Genomic DNA, 17,902 nt, shown 5'->3' with positions numbered 1-17,902 from the left:
ACCGTGTCGCCCGTGAGCGCACCAGACGTCGACCAGTGGGGCATCCAGCAGGACTGGGTGGACGCCGACGACCAGCCGCAGCGGTCCGGCGACGAGACCGTCGCCCGGCTCCGCGAGGTGATCGGCGAGCCGCCGGCCGACCTGGAGGACCGCGCGCCGGTGGTGACCCGGCCGGGCCGGTCGACGGGGCTGAGCTCGACGGTGTCGTGCGAGGACGGCTCGACCCGCGAGCTCGACGACGTGGTGCCCGACGACTTCCCGCTCGGCTACCACCGGCTCGCCGACGGGCGCCGCCTGATCGTCTCCCCGGGCCGCTGCCACGTGCCGCAGGAGCAGGCGTGGGGCTGGACCGTGCAGCTGTACGCCGCGCGGTCGCGCCGCAGCTGGGGGATCGGCGACCTGCGCGACCTGCGCACGCTGCGCGAGTGGACCGAGCAGCTCGGCGGCGGGTTCCTGCTGGTCAACCCGTTGCACGCCGTGGCGCCCACGGTGCCGCAGGAGACCAGCCCCTACCTGCCCGCGACCCGCCGGTTCCGCAACCCGGTCTACCTCGCCGTCGAGGACGTGCCGGGCGTCGAGGACGCCGACCTCGAGCGGCACGACGCCGAGCTGGCGACCCTGCGCGGCGCCGACCTGGTCGAGCGGGACGGGGCATGGACGCTCAAGCGGTCGGTGCTGCGGTCCGCCTTCGACCGGGCCGCCGCGGACCCCGGGCTGAGCGCCGACCTCGCCGCCTGGCGCGAGGCCGCCGGGCAGGCCGTCGAGGGCTGGGCGACCTGGTGCGCGCTGGCCGAGGAGCACGGCCCCGACCGGCTCGCGTGGCCCGAGGCCGTCCGCCGGCAGGACGCCGGCGGGGTGCCGGCGTTCGTGGCCGACCACGCCGACGACATCTCCTTCCACGTGTGGCTGCAGTGGCAGCTCGACCGGCAGCTGCGGGCCGCCACCGGCTCGACGACCGTGCTGCAGGACCTCCCGATCGGCGTGTCCGGCAGCGGCGCGGACGCCTGGGCCTGGGACGACGTGCTCGCCGCCGACGTCACCGTGGGTGCGCCGCCGGACAAGCTGAACTCCATCGGGCAGGACTGGGGCTCCCCGCCGCTCGTCCCGTGGCGGCTCCGCGAGGCCGACTACGAGCCGTTCGTGGAGTCGATCCGCGGCACCATCGCCGGCGCGGGCGGCCTTCGCATCGACCACGTCATGGGGCTCTTCCGCCTGTGGTGGATCCCCGGCGGCTCGGGCCCGCAGGAGGGCGCCTACGTGCGCTACCCCGCCGACGACCTGCTCGACATCGTCGCGCTGGAGTCCCACCGGGCCGGTGCGGTCGTCGTCGGCGAGGACCTCGGGACCGTCGAGCCGGGGGTGCGCGAGGCGCTGGCCGAGCGGGGGATCCTCTCCTACCGGGTGCTGTGGTTCGAGGACGAGACGCCCGACGACTGGCCCGTGGCCGCGCTCGCCGCCGTGACGACCCACGACCTCCCGACCGTGGCGGGGCTGTGGACCGGGTCGGACGCCGAGGACCAGCTGGCGTCGACCGACATGGCCGAGGCGGACGTCCGCTCCGGGCGCGGGGAGCTCCTCGAGCGGCTGCGCCGGGACGGCCTGGCGCCGGACGCGCCGGTCGAGGACGCCGTCACCGAGGCCTACCGGCAGCTCGGCACGGCCCCCTCGCTGCTGCTCTCGGTGGCGCTCGAGGACGCGGTCGCCGAGGAGCGCCGCCCGAACGTCCCCGGGACCACCGAGCGCGACAACTGGCGGCTCCCCCTCGGCGTACCCCTCGAGGAGCTGCCGGACCACCCCGGCGCCGCGCGGCTGCTGGCAGCGCTGCGCGGGCCGTCTGCCGCAGACGCCTCCGCGCGCGGGAGGTCCGTGGGAGGGTGAGGCGGTGACGACGCAGCCGGCGCGCCAGCGCACCATCCTCCGCGACATCTCCTCCCGCGCCTGGGAGCACCCCGCCGACCGCGGCGCGCTGGTGGCGCTGCGCAAGCTCAAGGGATTCGACGCGGTGCTGAAGGCGGTGTCCGGTCTGTTCAACGAGCGGGCCGTCCGGCTGGTCTTCCTCTGCTCGGCGGTGCGGGCCGACGAGCACCAGTTCCCCACGCTGCACCGGCTGCTCGGTGAGGTCGCCGAGACCCTCGACGCCCCCGACCTCCCCCACCTCCCCGAGCTGTACGTCGCGGCGAACCCGGTCCCGGGGGCGCAGACGCTCGGCATCAACGAGCCGTTCATCGTGCTGACCTCGGGCCTGGTCGACCTGCTCGACGACGAGGAGCTGCGCTTCGTCGTCGGCCACGAGCTCGGCCACGCGATCAGCGGCCACGCGGTCTACCAGACGCTGCTGCAGCGGCTGATCCGGCTCTCCGGCGTGACGGCGTTCATCCCGATCGGCGGGCTGGGCGTGCGGGCGATCGTGGCCGCGCTGCACGAGTGGTCGCGCAAGTCCGAGCTCTCCGCCGACCGGGCCGGGCTGCTCGCCACCCAGGACCCGGCCACGGCGTTCCGCGTGCACATGAAGCTGGCCAGCGGCGGGCGGCTCGAGGACCTCGACACCACGGCGTTCCTCGCCCAGGGCCGGGAGTACCTCGAGGCCGGCGACCTGCGCGACTCGGTCCTCAAGCTGCTGCTCATCGAGAACCAGACGCACCCCTTCGCGGTCGTCCGGGCCGCCGAGCTGCGGCGCTGGGTGGACTCGGGGGAGTACACCCGCATCCTCGCCGGCGACCGGCCCAGCCGCTCCGCCGACGACGACGCCACCGTGTCCGAGGCCGCCCGCGAGGCCGCGCGCAGCTACTCAGAGAACTTCGCGCAGAGCCAGGACGCCGTCGGCCGCCTCGCCCACGACCTCGCCGGCTTCCTCGGCAGCGCCAAGGGCTGGCTCGACGAGACCTTCCGCCGCCGGGGCGCGTGACCGCTCGCGACCTCCCCGCGCTCTTCGACCGGCTGCCCGAGGGCTGGTCGGAGGTGACCTACGCCGGGCGCCGGTACGGCGTCACCCGCACCACCCGCGTCGGCGGGCGCCAGCAGAGCGTCTACGCCGAGGAGCTCGGCGGCACCCACGTCGTCAGCGCCAACCTGTACGCCACCTCCGCCGGCCCGCTCCTCAAGCCGTGCGAGATGCCGGCCGACGTGGTGCTGGAGTTCCTGGAGGGGTGGGTGTGACGCGCAACATCCCAAGTTAACTTGGGATCTTCACGCTTCCCTGCTGTTGCAACGGCCGGGAAGCATCAACATCCCAAGTGAACTTGGGATGTTGAACACCGCCTCAGCCCAGCGCCAGGACCGCCTCGTGGATGGCGAGGGTGCGGCGGGCGGAGTCGACGTGGAGGTTCTCGACCATCCGGCCGTTGTATGTGACGACACCCGCCCCGCCCCCCGCGGCCGACCGGGCGTCCTCCCAGGCCTGGACGAGGCCGCGGGCGTCCTCGACGGCCTGCTCGGAAGGGGCGAAGGCGGTGTTGGCGCCCTCGACCTGGCCGGGGTGGATGAGGGTCTTGCCGTCGAAGCCCATCTCGCGGCCCTGGCGGCACTCGGCGAGGAACCCGTCGGTGTCCTTCACGTCGTTGTAGACGCCGTCGAGGACCGCGATGCCGGCGGCGCGGGCCGCGAGCAGGGCCGTGTGCAGCGACGGCAGGATCGGGGCGCGGCCGGGGACGTGCTCGGCGTACAGCTCCTTGACGAGGTCGTTGGTGCCGATCACGAACGCCGTGAGCCGCTCGCTGGCGCGGGCGATGGCGAGCGCGTCGAGGACGGCGACGGGGGTCTCGATCATCGCCCAGAGCTTGGTGTGGTCGGGCGCGCCGGCCTTCTCCAGCGCGGCGACGAGCTGGTGGACCTCCTCGGCGCTGCCGACCTTGGGCACGACGACCGCGTCGGGGCCGGCCTGGGCGATCGCGGCGAGGTCGGCGTCGTGCCACTGGGTGCCGATGCCGTTGGCGCGGATGGTGACGGTACGGCGGCCGTACTCGCCGCTCGCGGCCGCGGCGCAGGCCGACTCGCGGGCGGCGTCCTTGGCGTCGGGCGCGACGGCGTCCTCGAGGTCGAGGATGAGCGCGTCGCAGGCGATCGACTTGGCCTTCTCCAGCGCCCGCTCGTTGGAGCTGGGCATGTAGAGGACGCTGCGCAGGGGCGTGAAGGTGGACTCGCTCATCTCAGGCCTCGCTCGGGTCGGTGTCGATCGCGTCGTACTGCTTCTTCAGCTCCGGGTCGACGGCCGCCAGCTGCTCGGCGAGCTCGACCATCACCAGGCACTGCTTGAGGGAGGCGTCGTCCTCCATCTTCCCGTCGAGCATCACCGCGCCGGTGCCGTCACCCATGGCGGCGACGACGCGGCGAGCGTGCGCGACGTCCTCGACGCTGGGGCTGAAGACCTTGTTGGCGATCGCGATCTGCTTGGGGTGCAGGCTCCAGGTGCCGACGCAGCCGAGCAGGAAGGCGTTGCGGAACTGGTCCTCGCACGCAGTCGTGTCGGAGATGTCGCCGAACGGCCCGTAGTAGGGGTAGATGCCGTGCATCGCGCAGGCGTCGACCATCCGGGCGATCGTGTAGTGCCAGAGGTCCTGCTGGTACGTCGCCCGGCCGGCCTCGAGGTTGGCCACGCCGTCGAGGCGCGGCGGGTCCTCGCGGACCAGGTAGCCGGGGTGGCCGCCGCCGACGCGGGTGGTCTTCATCCGGCGGTCCGCGGCCAGGTCGGCCGGACCGAGCGAGAGGCCCTGCATCCGCGGGCTGGCGCCGCAGATCTCCTCGACGTTCGCCACGCCGCGCGCGGTCTCGAGGATCGCGTGGACCAGGATCGGCTCGTCCAGGCCGGCCTTGGCCTCCAGCTGGGCGAGCAGCCGGTCGACGTAGTGGATGTCCTCGGCGCCCTGCACCTTCGGGACCATGATCACGTCGAGCTTGTCGCCGATCGCCGGCACGAGCCTGGTGAGGTCGTCGAGCGCCCACGGGCTGTCCAGGGCGTTGATCCGCGTCCAGAGCTGGGTCGGCCCGCTCCGCCCACCGAGATCGGCCGTCTCCTGCGCGATCCGCACGAGGCCCTCGCGGGCTGCCTCCTTGTTGTCGGCCTTGATCGCGTCCTCGAGGTTCCCGAGCAGCACGTCGACCTTGCCGACCATGTCGGGGACCTTGGCGGCCATCTTCGGGTTGCTGGGGTCGAAGAAGTGGATCGCCCGGCTGGGGCGGGCCGGGATCTCCCGCAGCGGCGTCGGCGCACCGACGGCGAGGGGCCGGAAGAAGTCCTTGGGGCTGCGGCTCGCGGCGGTCATGGGGCGGAAGTTAGCAGCGTGCGGTTACCCGCGGGTATGACGGATCTGACAGTGTGCGTCAGCCCGCGACCGGCACCGGTCCCGGAACCGGCGCTCCCCGCTCCAGGGTGCGTACGTCGCGCGAGAGCAGCGAGCCGAGCGAGGTCGCCGCGATGACCACCGCGACCACGACGAGCCACGCGTCGAGCCCGACGACCGCGGCGACCGGTCCGGTCAGCGCGAGCCCGACCGGGCGCGCCACGAACGACCCGACCAGGTCGAAGGAGTAGACCCGGGCCAGCTTGTCGGTCGGCACGTTCTCCTGGATGGCGAGGTTCCAGAAGACGTCGAAGACCTGCAGGCCGAACCCGTGCAGGAACGCGCCGAGCAGCACGACCTCCAGCCGGTCCGAGAGCGCCATCGCCAGCGGGAACGCGGCGGTGAGGCTCAGCAGGGGCACCCCGACCAGCATCGTGCGGCGGGGGCGCCACCACAGGCAGACCAGGCCGCCGGCCACGAAGCCGGCCATGAGGGTGCCGAGCGCGACGCCCCACGCCGTACGGCCGAAGTCGTCGCCGACCACGATCGGGCCGAGCACGCTCTGCGCGCCGCCGTAGAAGAGGTGGTAGAGCAGCGCCTGGCCGATCAGCAGCCAGAGCCAGGAGTGCCGGACCACCTCGCGCCAGCCGTCGCCCAGGTCGGCGAGCATCGACGTCGTGCTGCCCCCGCGACCGCCCTCGACCCGCAGCCGGCCGTAGCAGAGCGCGGCGAGGGCGAAGGTCAGCGCGTCGAGCCCGATCGCCCAGCCCGCGCCGACGGCGGCGACGAGGACGCCGCCGAGGGTGTAGCCGACCATCGCGGCCGAGGTCTGCACCAGCGGCCGGAGCGCGACCGCCGAGGCGAGGTCCTCGGCCGGCACGGTGAGGCGGGTCATCGCCTGCGAGGAGGGCTGGCTCAGCGCGGCCAGGCAGCCGTTGAGCACCCCGGCGGCGCCGATGAGCGGGATGGTCGCCCAGCCCTGCAGCAGCGCGAGGGCCAGCACCACCTGGGTGAGGGCGCACGCGGCCGCGGACCCCTCCATCAGCAGCCGGCGCGAGACCCGGTCGCCGAGGACGCCGCCCAGCAGCGCGGTCACCACCTCCGCCAGCGCGAAGGCGGCCACGACCAGCCCGAGGTCGGTGGCCGAGCCGCCGAGGTCCAGCACGGCGAACGCCAGCGCCACCGGCGTGACGGCGTTCCCCAGCCCGCTCGTCGCGGACCCGGTCACCAGCAGCCGGAAGTCGCGGTGGCGCAGGGCGGCGGTTCCGGCGGGCACCGGGGGAGGATATGCGCCCGGCCGCCGGCGTCGCGCGGGGTTTCCGGCGGGGTCGGTCGCGGGGCTCGGGTCGGCTGGCTGGGCGGAAGATCCAGCGGCCAGCCGCTGAACCTGTCGCTGGGCCGACGAAGTTTCAGCGGCCCACCGGGAGTTTCATCGGCCAGCCGATGAAACGTCCCCCGATCAGCCCCGCCGCCGCTGCCACCACCGCCGCTTCGGCTCGGGGCGGGAGGCGGCGAGGGCGGCGCGCTGGGCGGCGAGGCGGGCGGCCCGGCGCTCGCGCCACGCCTCGACGGTGGGCTCGACGTCGCGCGGCATGGTGATCAGCGGCGGGCCGGGGTGGAGGGAGTACCGGGCGCGGACGACCCGCTCGTTGAAGTCCTCGACCTCGCGACGGACGTCGCCCTCGAACGCGATGGCGTCGAGCCGGTCGTCGAGCTCGGCGTCCTCCTTGCGCAGCGCCAGGCTGGGCGGCAGGACGGCGATCTGCTCGCGCTCGACGAGGCGCTTGATCCACCAGTCCGGGTCGTGCTCGGTGCCGAGGTCCTTGATCGGCTTGCCCTTGCCGGGCAGGTCGTCGAAGTCGCCCTTGGCCATCGCGACCCGGATCTGCTGGTCGACCCAGGAGGCCTGGTTGGCGATCCGGGCGTGGGCGGCGGAGTGGCCGCTGCGCTTGCGGCGCTCCGCCTCGTCCTCGACGCGGGAGCGCTCGGTGGGTCGGGCGTCCTCGGGGCGCTCGGTGGGCTCGCTCACCCCTCCGATCGTACGACGCCGCGCGCGCCGCACCAGGGCCTCCGGCCCGGCCCCTGGCCGGCTGCTAGGACGTGCTGGTGACCGGCCGCTCGGTCGCGGCGGCGGGCATCCGGAGCAACACCAGGGCGGCCAGCACGGCGGCGACCGCGCAGATCGACCAGACGGCGAGGTAGCCGCTCAGCGGTGCCTGCCCCTCGTCGGGCCCGTCGAGGGAGCCGGTGGAGGCCAGCGCGATCGCGAAGACCGAGGAGGCGAGCGCCCCGCCGACGGTCTTGGTCGCGTTGGTCATGCCGGTCGCGAAGCCGGTCCGCCCGGGCGGGGCCGCGGCCGCGGCGGCCGCCGGCAGCGCGGCCACGAGCGCGCCCGAGCCGAGGCCGACCACCGCCATGTTGACCAGGGCCTGGGCGGTGGTGTCGTGCAGCGGCAGCCAGAGCCCGTAGCCGACGCCGACCAGCAGCGCGGAGCAGACGAGCGCGTTGCGCGCGCCGAGCAGGCGCGAGGTCAGCGGGAGCGTGAACGCGCCGACCGCCATGAAGACGACGTAGACCCCGATCAGGGTGGAGACGAACGACGCGCTGGCGCCGAGGCCATAGCCGGCGGCCGCCGGGTCGGTGCGGGCGAACGTCGAGAGCGGGATCTGCGCGCCGAGCACCGACATCCCGAAGAGGAAGGCGGTCAGCTGCACCGGCCACTGCCCGGGCGTGCGGAGCAGGCGGACGTCGATGATCGGGTCGGGGCGGGCGTCCTCGTGCCGCACGAAGGGGACGAACGTCGCCAGGCCCGCCAGCACCAGCAGCCACGCCAGGACGCTGGTGGGGCCGTCGAGGCGGACGACGACCAGGCCGGCCATCACCAGGCCGAGCGCCGCGGTGACCAGGCCCAGCCCGCCCCAGTCGAAGCGGCCCCAGGCGAACCCGTCGGGCGACTCGCCCGGCACGTCCTCCACCCCGAACCAGACCACGACCAGGCACAGGGTCACCGCGACCGCCGGCAGGGCGAGGAGGACGGTCATCGAGGTCGCCTCGACGAGCGCGCCGGAGGTCAGCGCGCCGATGATGACCGCCAGCTCGAGCGCGCCGACGAGCACGGCGGCGGCGCGGCGGGTCAGGAGCGCCTGGCGGCCGGTGCCGGCGGTGCGCCGGTGGATGATCGCCACCTCGAGCGGCAGCCACACGACGTACGCGCCCTGCAGCGCCCACCCGACGAGGAACGTCGTGAAGCCCGGGGCCAGGGCGAGGACCCAGGAGCCGAGGGCGGTGACGGCGGTGGAGACGAGCAGGACCTTCTTGTGGCCCACCAGGTCGCCGAGCCGGGCGAGCGGCGGCACGACGAGCGCGGAGACGATCAGCTGGGCCGCCTCGAACCAGTTGACGTCGGCGTCCTGGATCCCGAGGTGGTCGGCGATGTCGGTGAAGATCGGGGTGTAGTAGCCCTGCAGGATCCCGCTGGCCAGCTCGACGCAGACGAGGAAGCCGACGATCGCGGCCAGGCCGCGCACCCTCGGGTCGGAGGTGAGCCGGGTCGGGGCGCTGGTCATCGGGGCAGCCTCTCGACCAGGCGGCGGTACCACCGCACGCCGTCCAGGAACGCGTCGACGCCGAGGTGCTCGTCGTAGGAGTGGATGGACTCGCGCTGGGCCTTGGTCATCCGGAACGGCGCGAAGCGGTAGACCCGGTCGCAGATGCGGGTGAAGAAGCGGGAGTCGGTGGCCGCCATCATCACGTACGGCGCGGGGACGGCGTCGGGGAACAGCTCGCCGATCGTGGTCTCGATGAGCGCGAACGCCTCGTCGCGCGGGGAGACCGGGCTCGGCTCGTTCTGCTCCACGACGTCGATGTGGACCTCGTCGTCGGCCACGACCTTGCGGACGTGCTCGAGCACGCCGGCGACGGAGTCGCCGACCATGATCCGGATGTTGACGCCGGCCTTCGCGGTCGCGGCGACGACGTTGAGCGCCGGGCTGCCCGAGAGCGTGGTCACCGCGAACGTCGTGCGGGTCATCGCCGCCGGCTCGGGGCCCGCCGCGACGAGCGCCCGGGTCAGCACCGGGCCGAGGCGGCCGGCGTTGGCCATCAGCGCGCGCAGCGGCAGCGGTGCGTGCGGCGCCATCCGGCGGAACAGCTCGATGGTCGGCTCCGGCGTGCTGGCCGGCATCGGGGACCGGTCGATGCGCGTGATCGCGCGCGCGATCCGGGCGGTGGGTCCCATCCGGGCGGGGGTGGAGGCGTGGCCGCCGCGGCCTTCGACGCGCAGCTCCAGGGAGGTGACGCCCTTCTCGGTGACCCCGACGACGCCGATCGGCGCCGCCACGCCGGGGAAGGCCTCGCTCGCGACCGCACCGCCCTCGTCGAGCACGAACCAGGGTCGCACGCCGCGGCGCACCAGCTCCTCGACGGCGAGGGTGGCGGCCTCGCCGGAGACCTCCTCGTTGCAGCCGAAGGAGAGCCAGACGTCCTGGGCGGGGACGAAGCCGTCCTCGAGCAGCGTCTCGACCGCCTCGCAGATCGCGGCGACGCAGCCCTTGTCGTCGAGGGTGCCGCGCCCCCAGATGCTGCCGTCGACGACGTCGCCGGAGAACGGCGGGTGCTGCCAGGTGCCCTCGACCGGGACGACGTCGAGGTGCGCCATCAGCACGACGGGCCGCTCGCTGCTCGCGCCGGGCCAGCGGAACAGCAGCGCGTGGGTCGGGATGCGGGTCAGCTCGAGGCGCTGGTGCAGGAGCGGGAACTGCCGCTCGAGCTCGGCCAGCAGCCGGTCGAAGGCGTCGGTGTCGACCTGGGACCAGTCCCGGTGGCTCACCGTCGGGATCCGGACCAGTGCCTGCAGCTTCGCCACGGCGCGTGCGTGCTGGTCCACGTCCCCGCCCGCGTCGTCGCCCGCAGTCTCCCTCGCTGTCACCGGCCGGACGCTACTCCTCCGCGTGAGTCTCGGATGCGAGATCGGAGGACCCGGCCGGCGCTTGTCCGTCGCGGCCGGGGCCGGTGGGATGGGCGGGTGCCCGACTCACCAGCGCCCGCGGTGGACCACCTCGTCGACCGGCTTGCGCGGTCGCCGCGCGGGCGAGCCCGGCGCGCCGGCGTCCGGCACCCGGTGGCCGACGGTGATCGCGCCGACCGGGTCGAACTGCGGCGGGATGCCGAAGGCCTCCTTCAGGGCCGGGCAGGCGTCCGGCGGCACGCCGAAGAAGCAGGCGCCGAGGCCCTCGTCGACCGCGGTCTGCAGGATGAGCAGGCTCGCCATGGCGGTGTCCATGTGCCAGAACGGCACCGGCCAGCGCGACTCCTCCTGGTCGGTCCAGCCCTTGTCCGGCTCGGCGTAGCGGCCCAGGTAGGCGGCCTTGCTGCTGCACGGCACGACCAGGACCGGCGCGGTCATCATCCCGGCCAGCCAGGTGTCGGGCGCGGCGACCGCTTCCGGGCCGGCGGTCGCCTCCCAGTAGCGGCGGACGTCCGCGGGCGTGTCGAGCACCAGGAACCCCCAGCCCTGGCTGAACCCGGCGCTCGGCGCCCGGGTGGCGTTGTCGACCAGGCGGGTCACCACGGCCGGGTCGACCGGCCGCTCGTCGTACCTGCGGATCATGCGGCGGCGGCGGACGACGTCCTGGAACTCCATGGCGGGAAGTATGAGGTGCGGCGTGGTCGATGACCTCGAGCGGATGTGGGCCGACCTGCGGCCGGTGGGCCGGTCGGCGGCCTCGGGCGGGTACCTCCGCCAGCCCTGGACGACCGCCGAGGCCGAGCTGCGGGCCTGGTTCGTCGAGCAGGCCGCAGCGCGCGGCCTGGTGGTGGAGACCGACGGGGTCGGCAACACCGTCGCGTGGTGGGGCCCGGACCTGCCCGGCGAGCGGGTGGTGACCGGTTCCCACCTGGACTCGGTGCTCGACGGCGGTGCGTACGACGGCCCGCTCGGTGTGGTCTCGGCGCTGGCGGCGGTCGACCTGCTCCGCGAGCGCGGGGTCGTCCCGCAGCGGCCGCTGGGCGTCGGCGTCCTCGTCGAGGAGGAGGGCTCGCGCTTCGGCCTGGCCTGCCTGGGCTCGCGCCTGGCCACGGGCGCGGTCGCCTGGGCCGACGTCGAGGGGCTGGTCGACCGCGACGGGGTCCGGCTGGGCGACCTGGTGCCCGGGGCCGCCGAGGACGGGCCCTCGCGCCTGCTGGCCGGCGTCGGCACGTTCGTCGAGCTCCACGTCGAGCAGGGCCGTGCCCTCGTCGACCTCGGGGCAGCGGTCGGCGTCGCGAGCGGCATCTGGCCCCACGGCCGGTGGCGCCTGGACGTCACCGGCACCGCCGACCACGCCGGCACGACCCGGATGGAGGACCGCGCGGACCCGATGCTCACCTACGCCGCGACCGCCCTCGCCGCCCACGAGCAGGCGCGGCTGGCCGCGCCGGACGCCCGCGCCACCTTCGGCCGGGTCGAGGTCGCGCCGAACGGCACCAACGCGATCCCCTCCCGGGTGACCGCCTGGCTCGACGCCCGGTGCGCCTCGGAGGAGGCGCTGGCCGCGCTGGTCGCGGGCGTCTCCGAGCACGCGGCGTCGCGGGCGGAGCGGGACGGCACCACGGTGACGGTGACCCCGGAGTCGGTGTCCGGCGCGGTGACCTTCGAGCCCTCGGTGGTCGCGCCGGTCGCCGGGGCGCGGCGGTGGCCGGTGCTGGCGACGCAGGCCGGCCACGACGCCGGCGTGCTCGCCGCGGCCGGCGTGCGCAGCGCGATGCTCTTCGTGCGCAACCCGACCGGCGTCTCCCACTCGCCGGCCGAGCACGCCGAGACGGCCGACTGCCTGGCCGGCGTCGAGGCGCTGGCCGACGTGCTGGCCCCGCTCGTGACGGGTCCGGCGACCGGTCGGGGAACGGGGGCGGTCCGGTGACGGCGTACCTCCTCGAGCGGGCCTGGGTCGACGGGACCGTCCGCGACGACGTGCTGGTCGAGGTGGTCGACGGGCGGTTCGCGACCGTCGCGCCCGACGCCCCGGGGGCCGACGCGGAGCGGGTCCCCGGCCTGGCGCTGCCCGGCCTGGCGAACTGCCACAGCCACGCCTTCCACCGGGCGCTGCGCGGGCGCACGCAGCGGGGGAGCGGCACCTTCTGGACCTGGCGCGAGCAGATGTACGACGTGGCCGCGCGGCTCACGCCGGAGACCTACCACCGGCTCGCGCGGGCGGTGTTCCGGGAGATGCTCGCCGGCGGGGTGACGACCGTGGGCGAGTTCCACTACCTGCACCACCGCCCCGACGGGACGCCGTACGACGACCCGAACGCGATGGGCCACGCGCTGGCCGCCGCGGCCGAGGAGACCGGCATCCGGCTGGTGCTGCTGGACACCTGCTACCTCAGCTCGGGATTCGGGGCGCCGGTGACCGGCGCCCAGGTGCGCTGCTCCGACGGGTCGGCGGCCGCGTGGGCGCAGCGGGTGGCGGCGCTGAGCGGGGTGCGCGTCGGGGCGGCGGTGCACTCGGTGCGGGCCGTGCCCCGCACGGAGCTGGCCGCCTTCCGCGGGCTGGCGCCGCTCCACGTCCACCTCTCCGAGCAGCCGGCGGAGAACGACGACTGCCGCGCGGCGTACGGCGTGACCCCGACGCGGCTGCTCCACGACGAGGGCCTGCTCGGCCCCGGCACGACGGTCGTCCACGCCACCCACCTGACCGACGAGGACGTCGCGCTGCTCGGCGACACGGGCACCACCGCGTGCTTCTGCCCCACCACCGAGCGCGACCTCGGCGACGGCATCGGCCCCGGGCGCCGCCTGCACGAGGCCGGCGCGCGGCTGAGCCTGGGCTCGGACAGCCACGCGGTGGTCGACCTGTTCGAGGAGATGCGCGCCCTCGAGCTCGACGAGCGGCTCGCGAGCCGCACCCGCGGGCACTGGCCGGCCGCCGACCTGCTCGCCGCCGCCACCCGGCACGACAGCCTCGGGGTCGACGACGCCGGCGCCCTCTCCGTCGGTCACCGGGCCGACCTCGTCGTCCTCGACACCGGCACCGTCCGGACCGCCGGCACCGGCGCCGACGAGCACACGGCCGTCTTCGCCGCGGGCGCCGAGGACGTCGTCGCCACGATGGTCGACGGGCGCTGGGTGGCCCGCCGCGAGGACCGGCCGGCCATCGGCCGGGAGCTCGCCGCCGCGGTCGAGGAGGTGCTCGCGTGACGAGCACGGTCATCACCGGCATCGGCGAGCTGGTCACCAACGACCCCGCGCGCCAGGAGGCCGGCGGGCTGCTCGGCACGCTCGAGCGGGCCGCCGTGGTGGTCGAGGGCAGCCGGGTGGCCTGGGTAGGCCCGGCCGCGGCGGCGCCGGCGGCCGACGCGCAGGTCGACGTGGGCGGGCGGGCGGTGGTCCCCGGTTTCGTCGACAGCCACAGCCACCTGGTCTTCGGCGGGGACCGGGCCGGTGAGTTCGCGGCCCGGATGGCCGGCACGCCGTACGCCGCCGGCGGGATCCGGACCACCGTCGCCGCCACCCGCGCCGCCACCGACGAGCAGCTGCTCTCCGGCGCCCGGCGCCTGGTCGACGAGATGCTCCGGCAGGGGACCACGACCGTCGAGGTCAAGAGCGGCTACGGGCTGACCGTCCGCGACGAGGCCCGCAGCCTGGCGGTCGCCCGGCTGCTGACCGAGGAGACGACGTACCTCGGGGCGCACGTCGTCCCCGACGGCACCACGCCCGAGGAGTACGTCGCGCTGGTGACCGGCCCGATGCTCGCCGCCGCGGTCGAGCACGCCCGGTGGATCGACGTGTTCTGCGAGCGGGGCGCCTTCGACGCCGACCAGGCCCGCGCCGTGCTGCGGGCCGGCGCGGCGGCGGGGCTGCGCGGGCGGCTGCACGCCAACCAGCTCGGGCCGGGGCCGGGGGTCCGGCTGGCCGCCGAGCTCGGCCTCGTGGCCGTGGACCACTGCACCCACCTCGACGACGCCGACGTCGCCGCGCTGCGCGACAGCGGCACGGTGGCGACGCTGCTGCCGGGCGTGGAGTTCTCGACCCGGCAGCCCTACCCTGACGCGCGCCGGCTCCTCGACGCCGGCGTCACGGTCGCCCTCGCGAGCGACTGCAACCCGGGGTCGTCGTTCACCAGCTCGATGCCGTTCTGCGTCGCGCTGGCCGTCCGGGAGATGGGGATGACGCCGGCCGAGGCCGTCCGCGCGGCGACCGCCGGGGGCGCCCGCGCGCTGGACCGGGACGACGTCGGCGTGCTCGTCCCCGGCCGCCGGGCCGACCTCGTGGTGCTCGACGCGCCCTCCCACGTGCACCTCGCCTACCGCCCCGGCGTCCCCCTCGTCGCGGGCGTCTGGCAGCGCGGCAGGCCGGTGCTCGGCGCCGTCTGAGGTGGTCGCGGCGGGGCCTGAGGTGGTCGGGCCGGCGCGGGGTACGTCGCACGCCCGATGTGGGCGCCTACCTCAGCGGCGCAGCCTCGGAGGCACGAACCGAGACGAGGAGCCACCGTGATGTACACCCCGTTCGCCTACGAGGCCGAGCTGCAGCACCGCCGCGACCAGATCCGTGAGGAGGTCGCCGCCGCACGCCGGCGCAGGCACCCGCGGGTGCGCTTCCCGCAGCTCCCGGTGGGGACCCTGCTCCCGGGCCCCGGGCACTGGTCGACCGCTTGACCGCGCGACCGTCCGTGGAGCGCGCCAGGATGGGGCCCGTGACCATCTCCCGGACCCTCGTCGGCCGCGACGCCGAGCTCACGGAGACAGCCGTGGCGCTCGGCGTCCTGGCGTCCCCGGCGCAGGACCAGGGCCCCACGCCGGCCGGTCGCGTCGTGCTGCTGTCCGGGGACGCCGGCGTCGGCAAGACCCGCCTGCTCACCGCGCTGCGCGACCTCGCCGTCGACCGCGGGTGGCGGGTGCTGGCTGGCCACTGCCTCGACCTGGGCGACAGCGCGCTGCCGTACCTGCCGTTCTCGGAGGTGCTCGGCCGGCTCGCCGCCGACCGGCCCGAGCTCGTGGAGCGGGTGACCGCCGAGCAGCCGGTGCTCCTGCGGCTCCAGCCGGGGCGCCGGGTGCTGGGCGCCGGCGCTGGACGCGCGGAGGGTGCGGACCGGGACGAGACGTCCGCGCTGGCGCGCGGGGACCTCTTCGAGGCGGTCCACGCGCTGCTCGGCGCGGCGGCCGAGGAGGCACCGGTCCTCCTCGTCGTCGAGGACGCCCACTGGGCCGACCGGTCGACCCGCGACCTGCTCAGCTTCCTGTTCGGCCGGCCCTTCGGCGGCCGCGTCGCCATCGTCGCCTCGTACCGCTCCGACGACTTGCACCGCCGCCACCCGCTGCGCCGCCAGGTGGCGGAGTGGAGCCGGCTGCAGGGGGTGGACCGGGTCGCGCTGGGTCCGCTGCCCGACGCCGCGGTCCGGGAGCTGGTCGCGCAGCTCGCGCCGGACGGGCTCGACGAGCGCGCCCTCGGGGCGATCGTCGACCGCGCCGAGGGCAACGCCTTCTTCGTCGAGGAGCTCACCAGCGCGGCGAGCGGCTCGGGGGACTGGGTCCCCGCCGACCTCGCCGACCTGCTCCTCGTGCGGCTCGACCGGCTCGGCGACGCCGCCCGCCGGCTCGTGCGCACGGCCAGCGCCGCCGGGCGCAAGGTCTCCCACGAGGCCCTGGAGGCCGCCTCGGGACTGGATCCAGTGGCGGTCGACGAGGGCCTGCGCGAGGCCGTGGAGATGAACGTCCTGGTCGCCGACGACGACACCTACTCCTTCCGGCACGCGCTGCTCGGCGAGGCGGTCTACGACGACCTGCTGCCGGGCGAGCGGGTGCGGCTGCACGGGCAGTACGCCGAGGCGCTGCGCGAGGGCCGCGCCCGCGGCACGGCCGCCGAGCTGGCCCGGCACGCCCGGCTCGCCCTCGACCTCGACACCGCGCTCGTCGCGAGCGTCCGCGCCGGCCGGGAGGCCACGGCGGTCGGTGGCCCCGGGGAGGCGGCCCACCACTACCAGCAAGCCCTGGAGCTGCTCGCCGACCCGCGGCGCGGCGCCAGCGCGGACGTCGACCTCTCCCAGCTCGTCGTCAGCGCCGCCGACGCCCTCACTCAGAGCGGCGAGCCCGAGCGCGCGGCGGCGCTGCTGCGCGAGCAGCTCGACCGGCTGCCCGCGGACGCCTCGCCGCTGTGGCGGCCACGCCTGCTGACGGCGTACGCCGGGGTGCTGCTGATCATCGAGACCGACCTCGACCCCGCGGCGGTCGCGGCGGAGGCGGTCGCGCTCACGCCGCCGGGGGAGACCCCGTTGCGGGCGCGGGTGCTCGCCAACCAGGCGGGCGTCCTCGGCTCCCTCGGACGCTGGGACGAGGCGGAGCCGGTCGGGCTGGACGCCCTCGCCCTGGCCGAGCGGCTCGACCTGCCCGAGCTGGCCTCCGACGCGATCACGACCCTGTCCGCGCTGAAGAAGAGCGGCCCCAAGGAGGGCCTGCGCGCGGCGCTGGTCGACGCGGTCGACCGCGCCGAGCGGACCGGCGCCGTCCACGCCGAGCTGCGCGGCCGGTTCTTCCTCGGCCGGTCCTACCAGGACTGGGGGGAGCTCGACACCGCCGCCGAGTGGTTCCGCGGCGCGATGGACCGGGCCACCGCGGTCGGGCTGCCGTGGGCGCCGTACGGCTTCGAGTCGCGGTGGCAGCTCGCGCTCGTCGACCTCGTCCGGGGCCGGTGGGACTCCGTGCTGGAGCTGACCGCGGTCGCCGACGGGTCGGCGCCGCCGGTGCCCCGCGCGATGCTGCGGACCGTGCGGCTCCTGGTGCTGCAGGGGCGCGGCGACGAGGTCGGCGCGCAGGTCCGGGAGCTGCGCCGGTTCTGGGAGCGCGAGGGCGGCGTCGCGATCCACGCCGCGGAGCTCGAGCTGGTCTGCGCCGGCCGCGCGGGCGACCCGCGGGCGGTGCTGGCGGCGTACGCCGACGCGGTGGAGGTCCTGGGCCGCATCTGGCACCCGTGGTTCACGGCGCGCATCCGGCTGGCCGCCACGGCGCTGCGCGAGCTCGCCCCCGCCCTGCCCCGGCTGGCCACGGCCGACCGGGCGGTGTGGGTGGGCGAGGTCGAGCGGCTGCACGCCGACGGGCGCGCGGTGCTGGACCGGGCCGACCCGTCGGTGCACTGGGGGCCGGAGGGCCGGGCGTGGGCCGCCCGCCTGGAGGCGGAGGCGCTCCGCGCCCGCTGGCTGCTCGGGACCGGTGCCCCGGAGCAGGACGCCCTGGTGGGCGCGTGGCGCGCCACGGTGGCGGCGTTCGAGGAGCACGGGCACGCGCACGAGCTGGCGCGCAGCCGGGCGGCGCTGGCCGGCGTGCTGCGCGCGGTCGGCGACCCGGCCGGCGCGCGGGAGGAGGGCGACGCCGCCCGGGCCGCCGCCCGCCGGCTCGGGGCGCAGCCCCTCCTCGACGAGCTGCGGGCGCTGGGCGGGACCGCCGCGCGGGCCGACGAGGCCCCGGACGCCCTGACCGCGCGGGAGGCCGAGATCCTGGCGCTCGTCGCCCAGGGCCGCTCCAACGGGGAGATCGGGCGGCAGCTGTTCATCAGCACCAAGACGGTCTCCGTGCACGTCTCCCGGATCCTCGCCAAGCTCGGCGCCGCCGGCCGGACCGAGGCCGCGGCGATCGCCCGGCGCCGCGGCCTCGTCGACTGA

15 protein-coding genes are annotated in these 17,902 nt (G+C 75.8%); 8 read left to right on the top strand and 7 right to left on the bottom strand.

The annotated features are described in order from the left end of the window. Positions 1–12 precede the first annotated feature (12 nt). The 3 genes from malQ to OSR43_RS19680 are packed head-to-tail and all read left to right on the top strand — an operon-like array spanning position 13 to position 3,156. Positions 13–1,878 carry a 4-alpha-glucanotransferase gene (gene malQ, locus OSR43_RS19690; RefSeq protein WP_302268493.1) on the top strand — a complete coding sequence of 622 codons (1,866 nt, stop codon included), beginning with the start codon at positions 13–15 and terminating at the stop codon, positions 1,876–1,878. 4 nt (positions 1,879–1,882) lie between these two features. Then, positions 1,883–2,905, top strand: a complete 1,023-nt coding sequence (locus OSR43_RS19685; protein WP_302268492.1) for a M48 family metallopeptidase — start codon at positions 1,883–1,885, stop codon at positions 2,903–2,905. Further along, positions 2,902–3,156 (top strand): peptide methionine sulfoxide reductase, encoded by a 255-nt coding sequence (locus OSR43_RS19680; protein ID WP_302268490.1) that lies wholly within the window; start codon positions 2,902–2,904, stop codon positions 3,154–3,156. The genes OSR43_RS19685 and OSR43_RS19680 overlap by 4 nt, the downstream gene beginning before the upstream one ends. 103 nt (positions 3,157–3,259) lie before the next feature. On the opposite strand, the gene OSR43_RS19675 is transcribed toward OSR43_RS19680, so the two are convergent. The 7 genes from OSR43_RS19675 to OSR43_RS19645 all read right to left on the bottom strand — a co-directional run bounded on the left by OSR43_RS19675 (position 3,260) and on the right by OSR43_RS19645 (position 10,917). Further along, positions 3,260–4,144 (bottom strand): CoA ester lyase, encoded by an 885-nt coding sequence (locus OSR43_RS19675; protein ID WP_302268489.1) that lies wholly within the window; start codon positions 4,142–4,144, stop codon positions 3,260–3,262. 1 nt (position 4,145) lies between these two features. Then, positions 4,146–5,258 carry a CoA ester lyase gene (locus tag OSR43_RS19670; protein ID WP_302268488.1) on the bottom strand — a complete coding sequence of 371 codons (1,113 nt, stop codon included), beginning with the start codon at positions 5,256–5,258 and terminating at the stop codon, positions 4,146–4,148. Between the two features lie 58 nt (positions 5,259–5,316). Further along, positions 5,317–6,552: an MFS transporter gene (locus OSR43_RS19665; protein ID WP_302268487.1), complete on the bottom strand. Its 1,236-nt coding sequence runs from the start codon at positions 6,550–6,552 to the stop codon at positions 5,317–5,319. Positions 6,553–6,735: 183 nt separating this feature from the next. Next, positions 6,736–7,305: a DUF1992 domain-containing protein gene (locus OSR43_RS19660; RefSeq protein ID WP_302268486.1), complete on the bottom strand. Its 570-nt coding sequence runs from the start codon at positions 7,303–7,305 to the stop codon at positions 6,736–6,738. A 64-nt stretch (positions 7,306–7,369) separates the two neighbouring features. Further along, positions 7,370–8,842, bottom strand: a complete 1,473-nt coding sequence (locus OSR43_RS19655) for an MFS transporter (protein ID WP_302268484.1) — start codon at positions 8,840–8,842, stop codon at positions 7,370–7,372. Next, positions 8,839–10,203: a M20/M25/M40 family metallo-hydrolase gene (locus tag OSR43_RS19650; RefSeq protein WP_302268482.1), complete on the bottom strand. Its 1,365-nt coding sequence runs from the start codon at positions 10,201–10,203 to the stop codon at positions 8,839–8,841. Before OSR43_RS19650 ends, OSR43_RS19655 begins: the two co-directional genes overlap by 4 nt. A 105-nt stretch (positions 10,204–10,308) precedes the next feature. Continuing rightward, the gene (locus OSR43_RS19645; RefSeq protein ID WP_302268481.1) at positions 10,309–10,917 is read right to left on the bottom strand and encodes a nitroreductase family protein; all 609 of its coding nucleotides are present in this window, start codon (positions 10,915–10,917) and stop codon (positions 10,309–10,311) included. A gap of 22 nt (positions 10,918–10,939) precedes the next feature. Between OSR43_RS19645 and OSR43_RS19640 the strand changes: the two genes are divergently transcribed. From OSR43_RS19640 to OSR43_RS19620, 5 genes are all read left to right on the top strand, one after another. Continuing rightward, complete coding sequence (locus tag OSR43_RS19640) at positions 10,940–12,172, top strand: allantoate amidohydrolase (protein ID WP_302268480.1); 1,233 nt, start codon at positions 10,940–10,942, stop codon at positions 12,170–12,172. Further along, positions 12,169–13,449: a formimidoylglutamate deiminase gene (locus OSR43_RS19635; RefSeq protein WP_302268479.1), complete on the top strand. Its 1,281-nt coding sequence runs from the start codon at positions 12,169–12,171 to the stop codon at positions 13,447–13,449. Before OSR43_RS19640 ends, OSR43_RS19635 begins: the two co-directional genes overlap by 4 nt. After that, on the top strand, positions 13,446–14,624 hold the full coding sequence (hutI, locus tag OSR43_RS19630) for an imidazolonepropionase (RefSeq protein WP_302268478.1): 1,179 nt from the start codon (positions 13,446–13,448) through the stop codon (positions 14,622–14,624). The genes OSR43_RS19635 and hutI overlap by 4 nt, the downstream gene beginning before the upstream one ends. Positions 14,625–14,744: 120 nt before the next feature. Then, complete coding sequence (locus tag OSR43_RS19625) at positions 14,745–14,906, top strand: hypothetical protein (RefSeq protein WP_302268477.1); 162 nt, start codon at positions 14,745–14,747, stop codon at positions 14,904–14,906. A 38-nt stretch (positions 14,907–14,944) separates the two neighbouring features. Continuing rightward, complete coding sequence (locus OSR43_RS19620; protein ID WP_302268476.1) at positions 14,945–17,902, top strand: helix-turn-helix transcriptional regulator; 2,958 nt, start codon at positions 14,945–14,947, stop codon at positions 17,900–17,902.

The sequence above is a fragment of the Nocardioides sp. Arc9.136 genome, from assembly GCF_030506255.1.
Taxonomy (GTDB): domain Bacteria; phylum Actinomycetota; class Actinomycetes; order Propionibacteriales; family Nocardioidaceae; genus Nocardioides.
The sequence above is the reverse complement of the archived record's forward strand: the minus strand, read 5'-3'. Positions and strand labels throughout refer to the sequence as shown.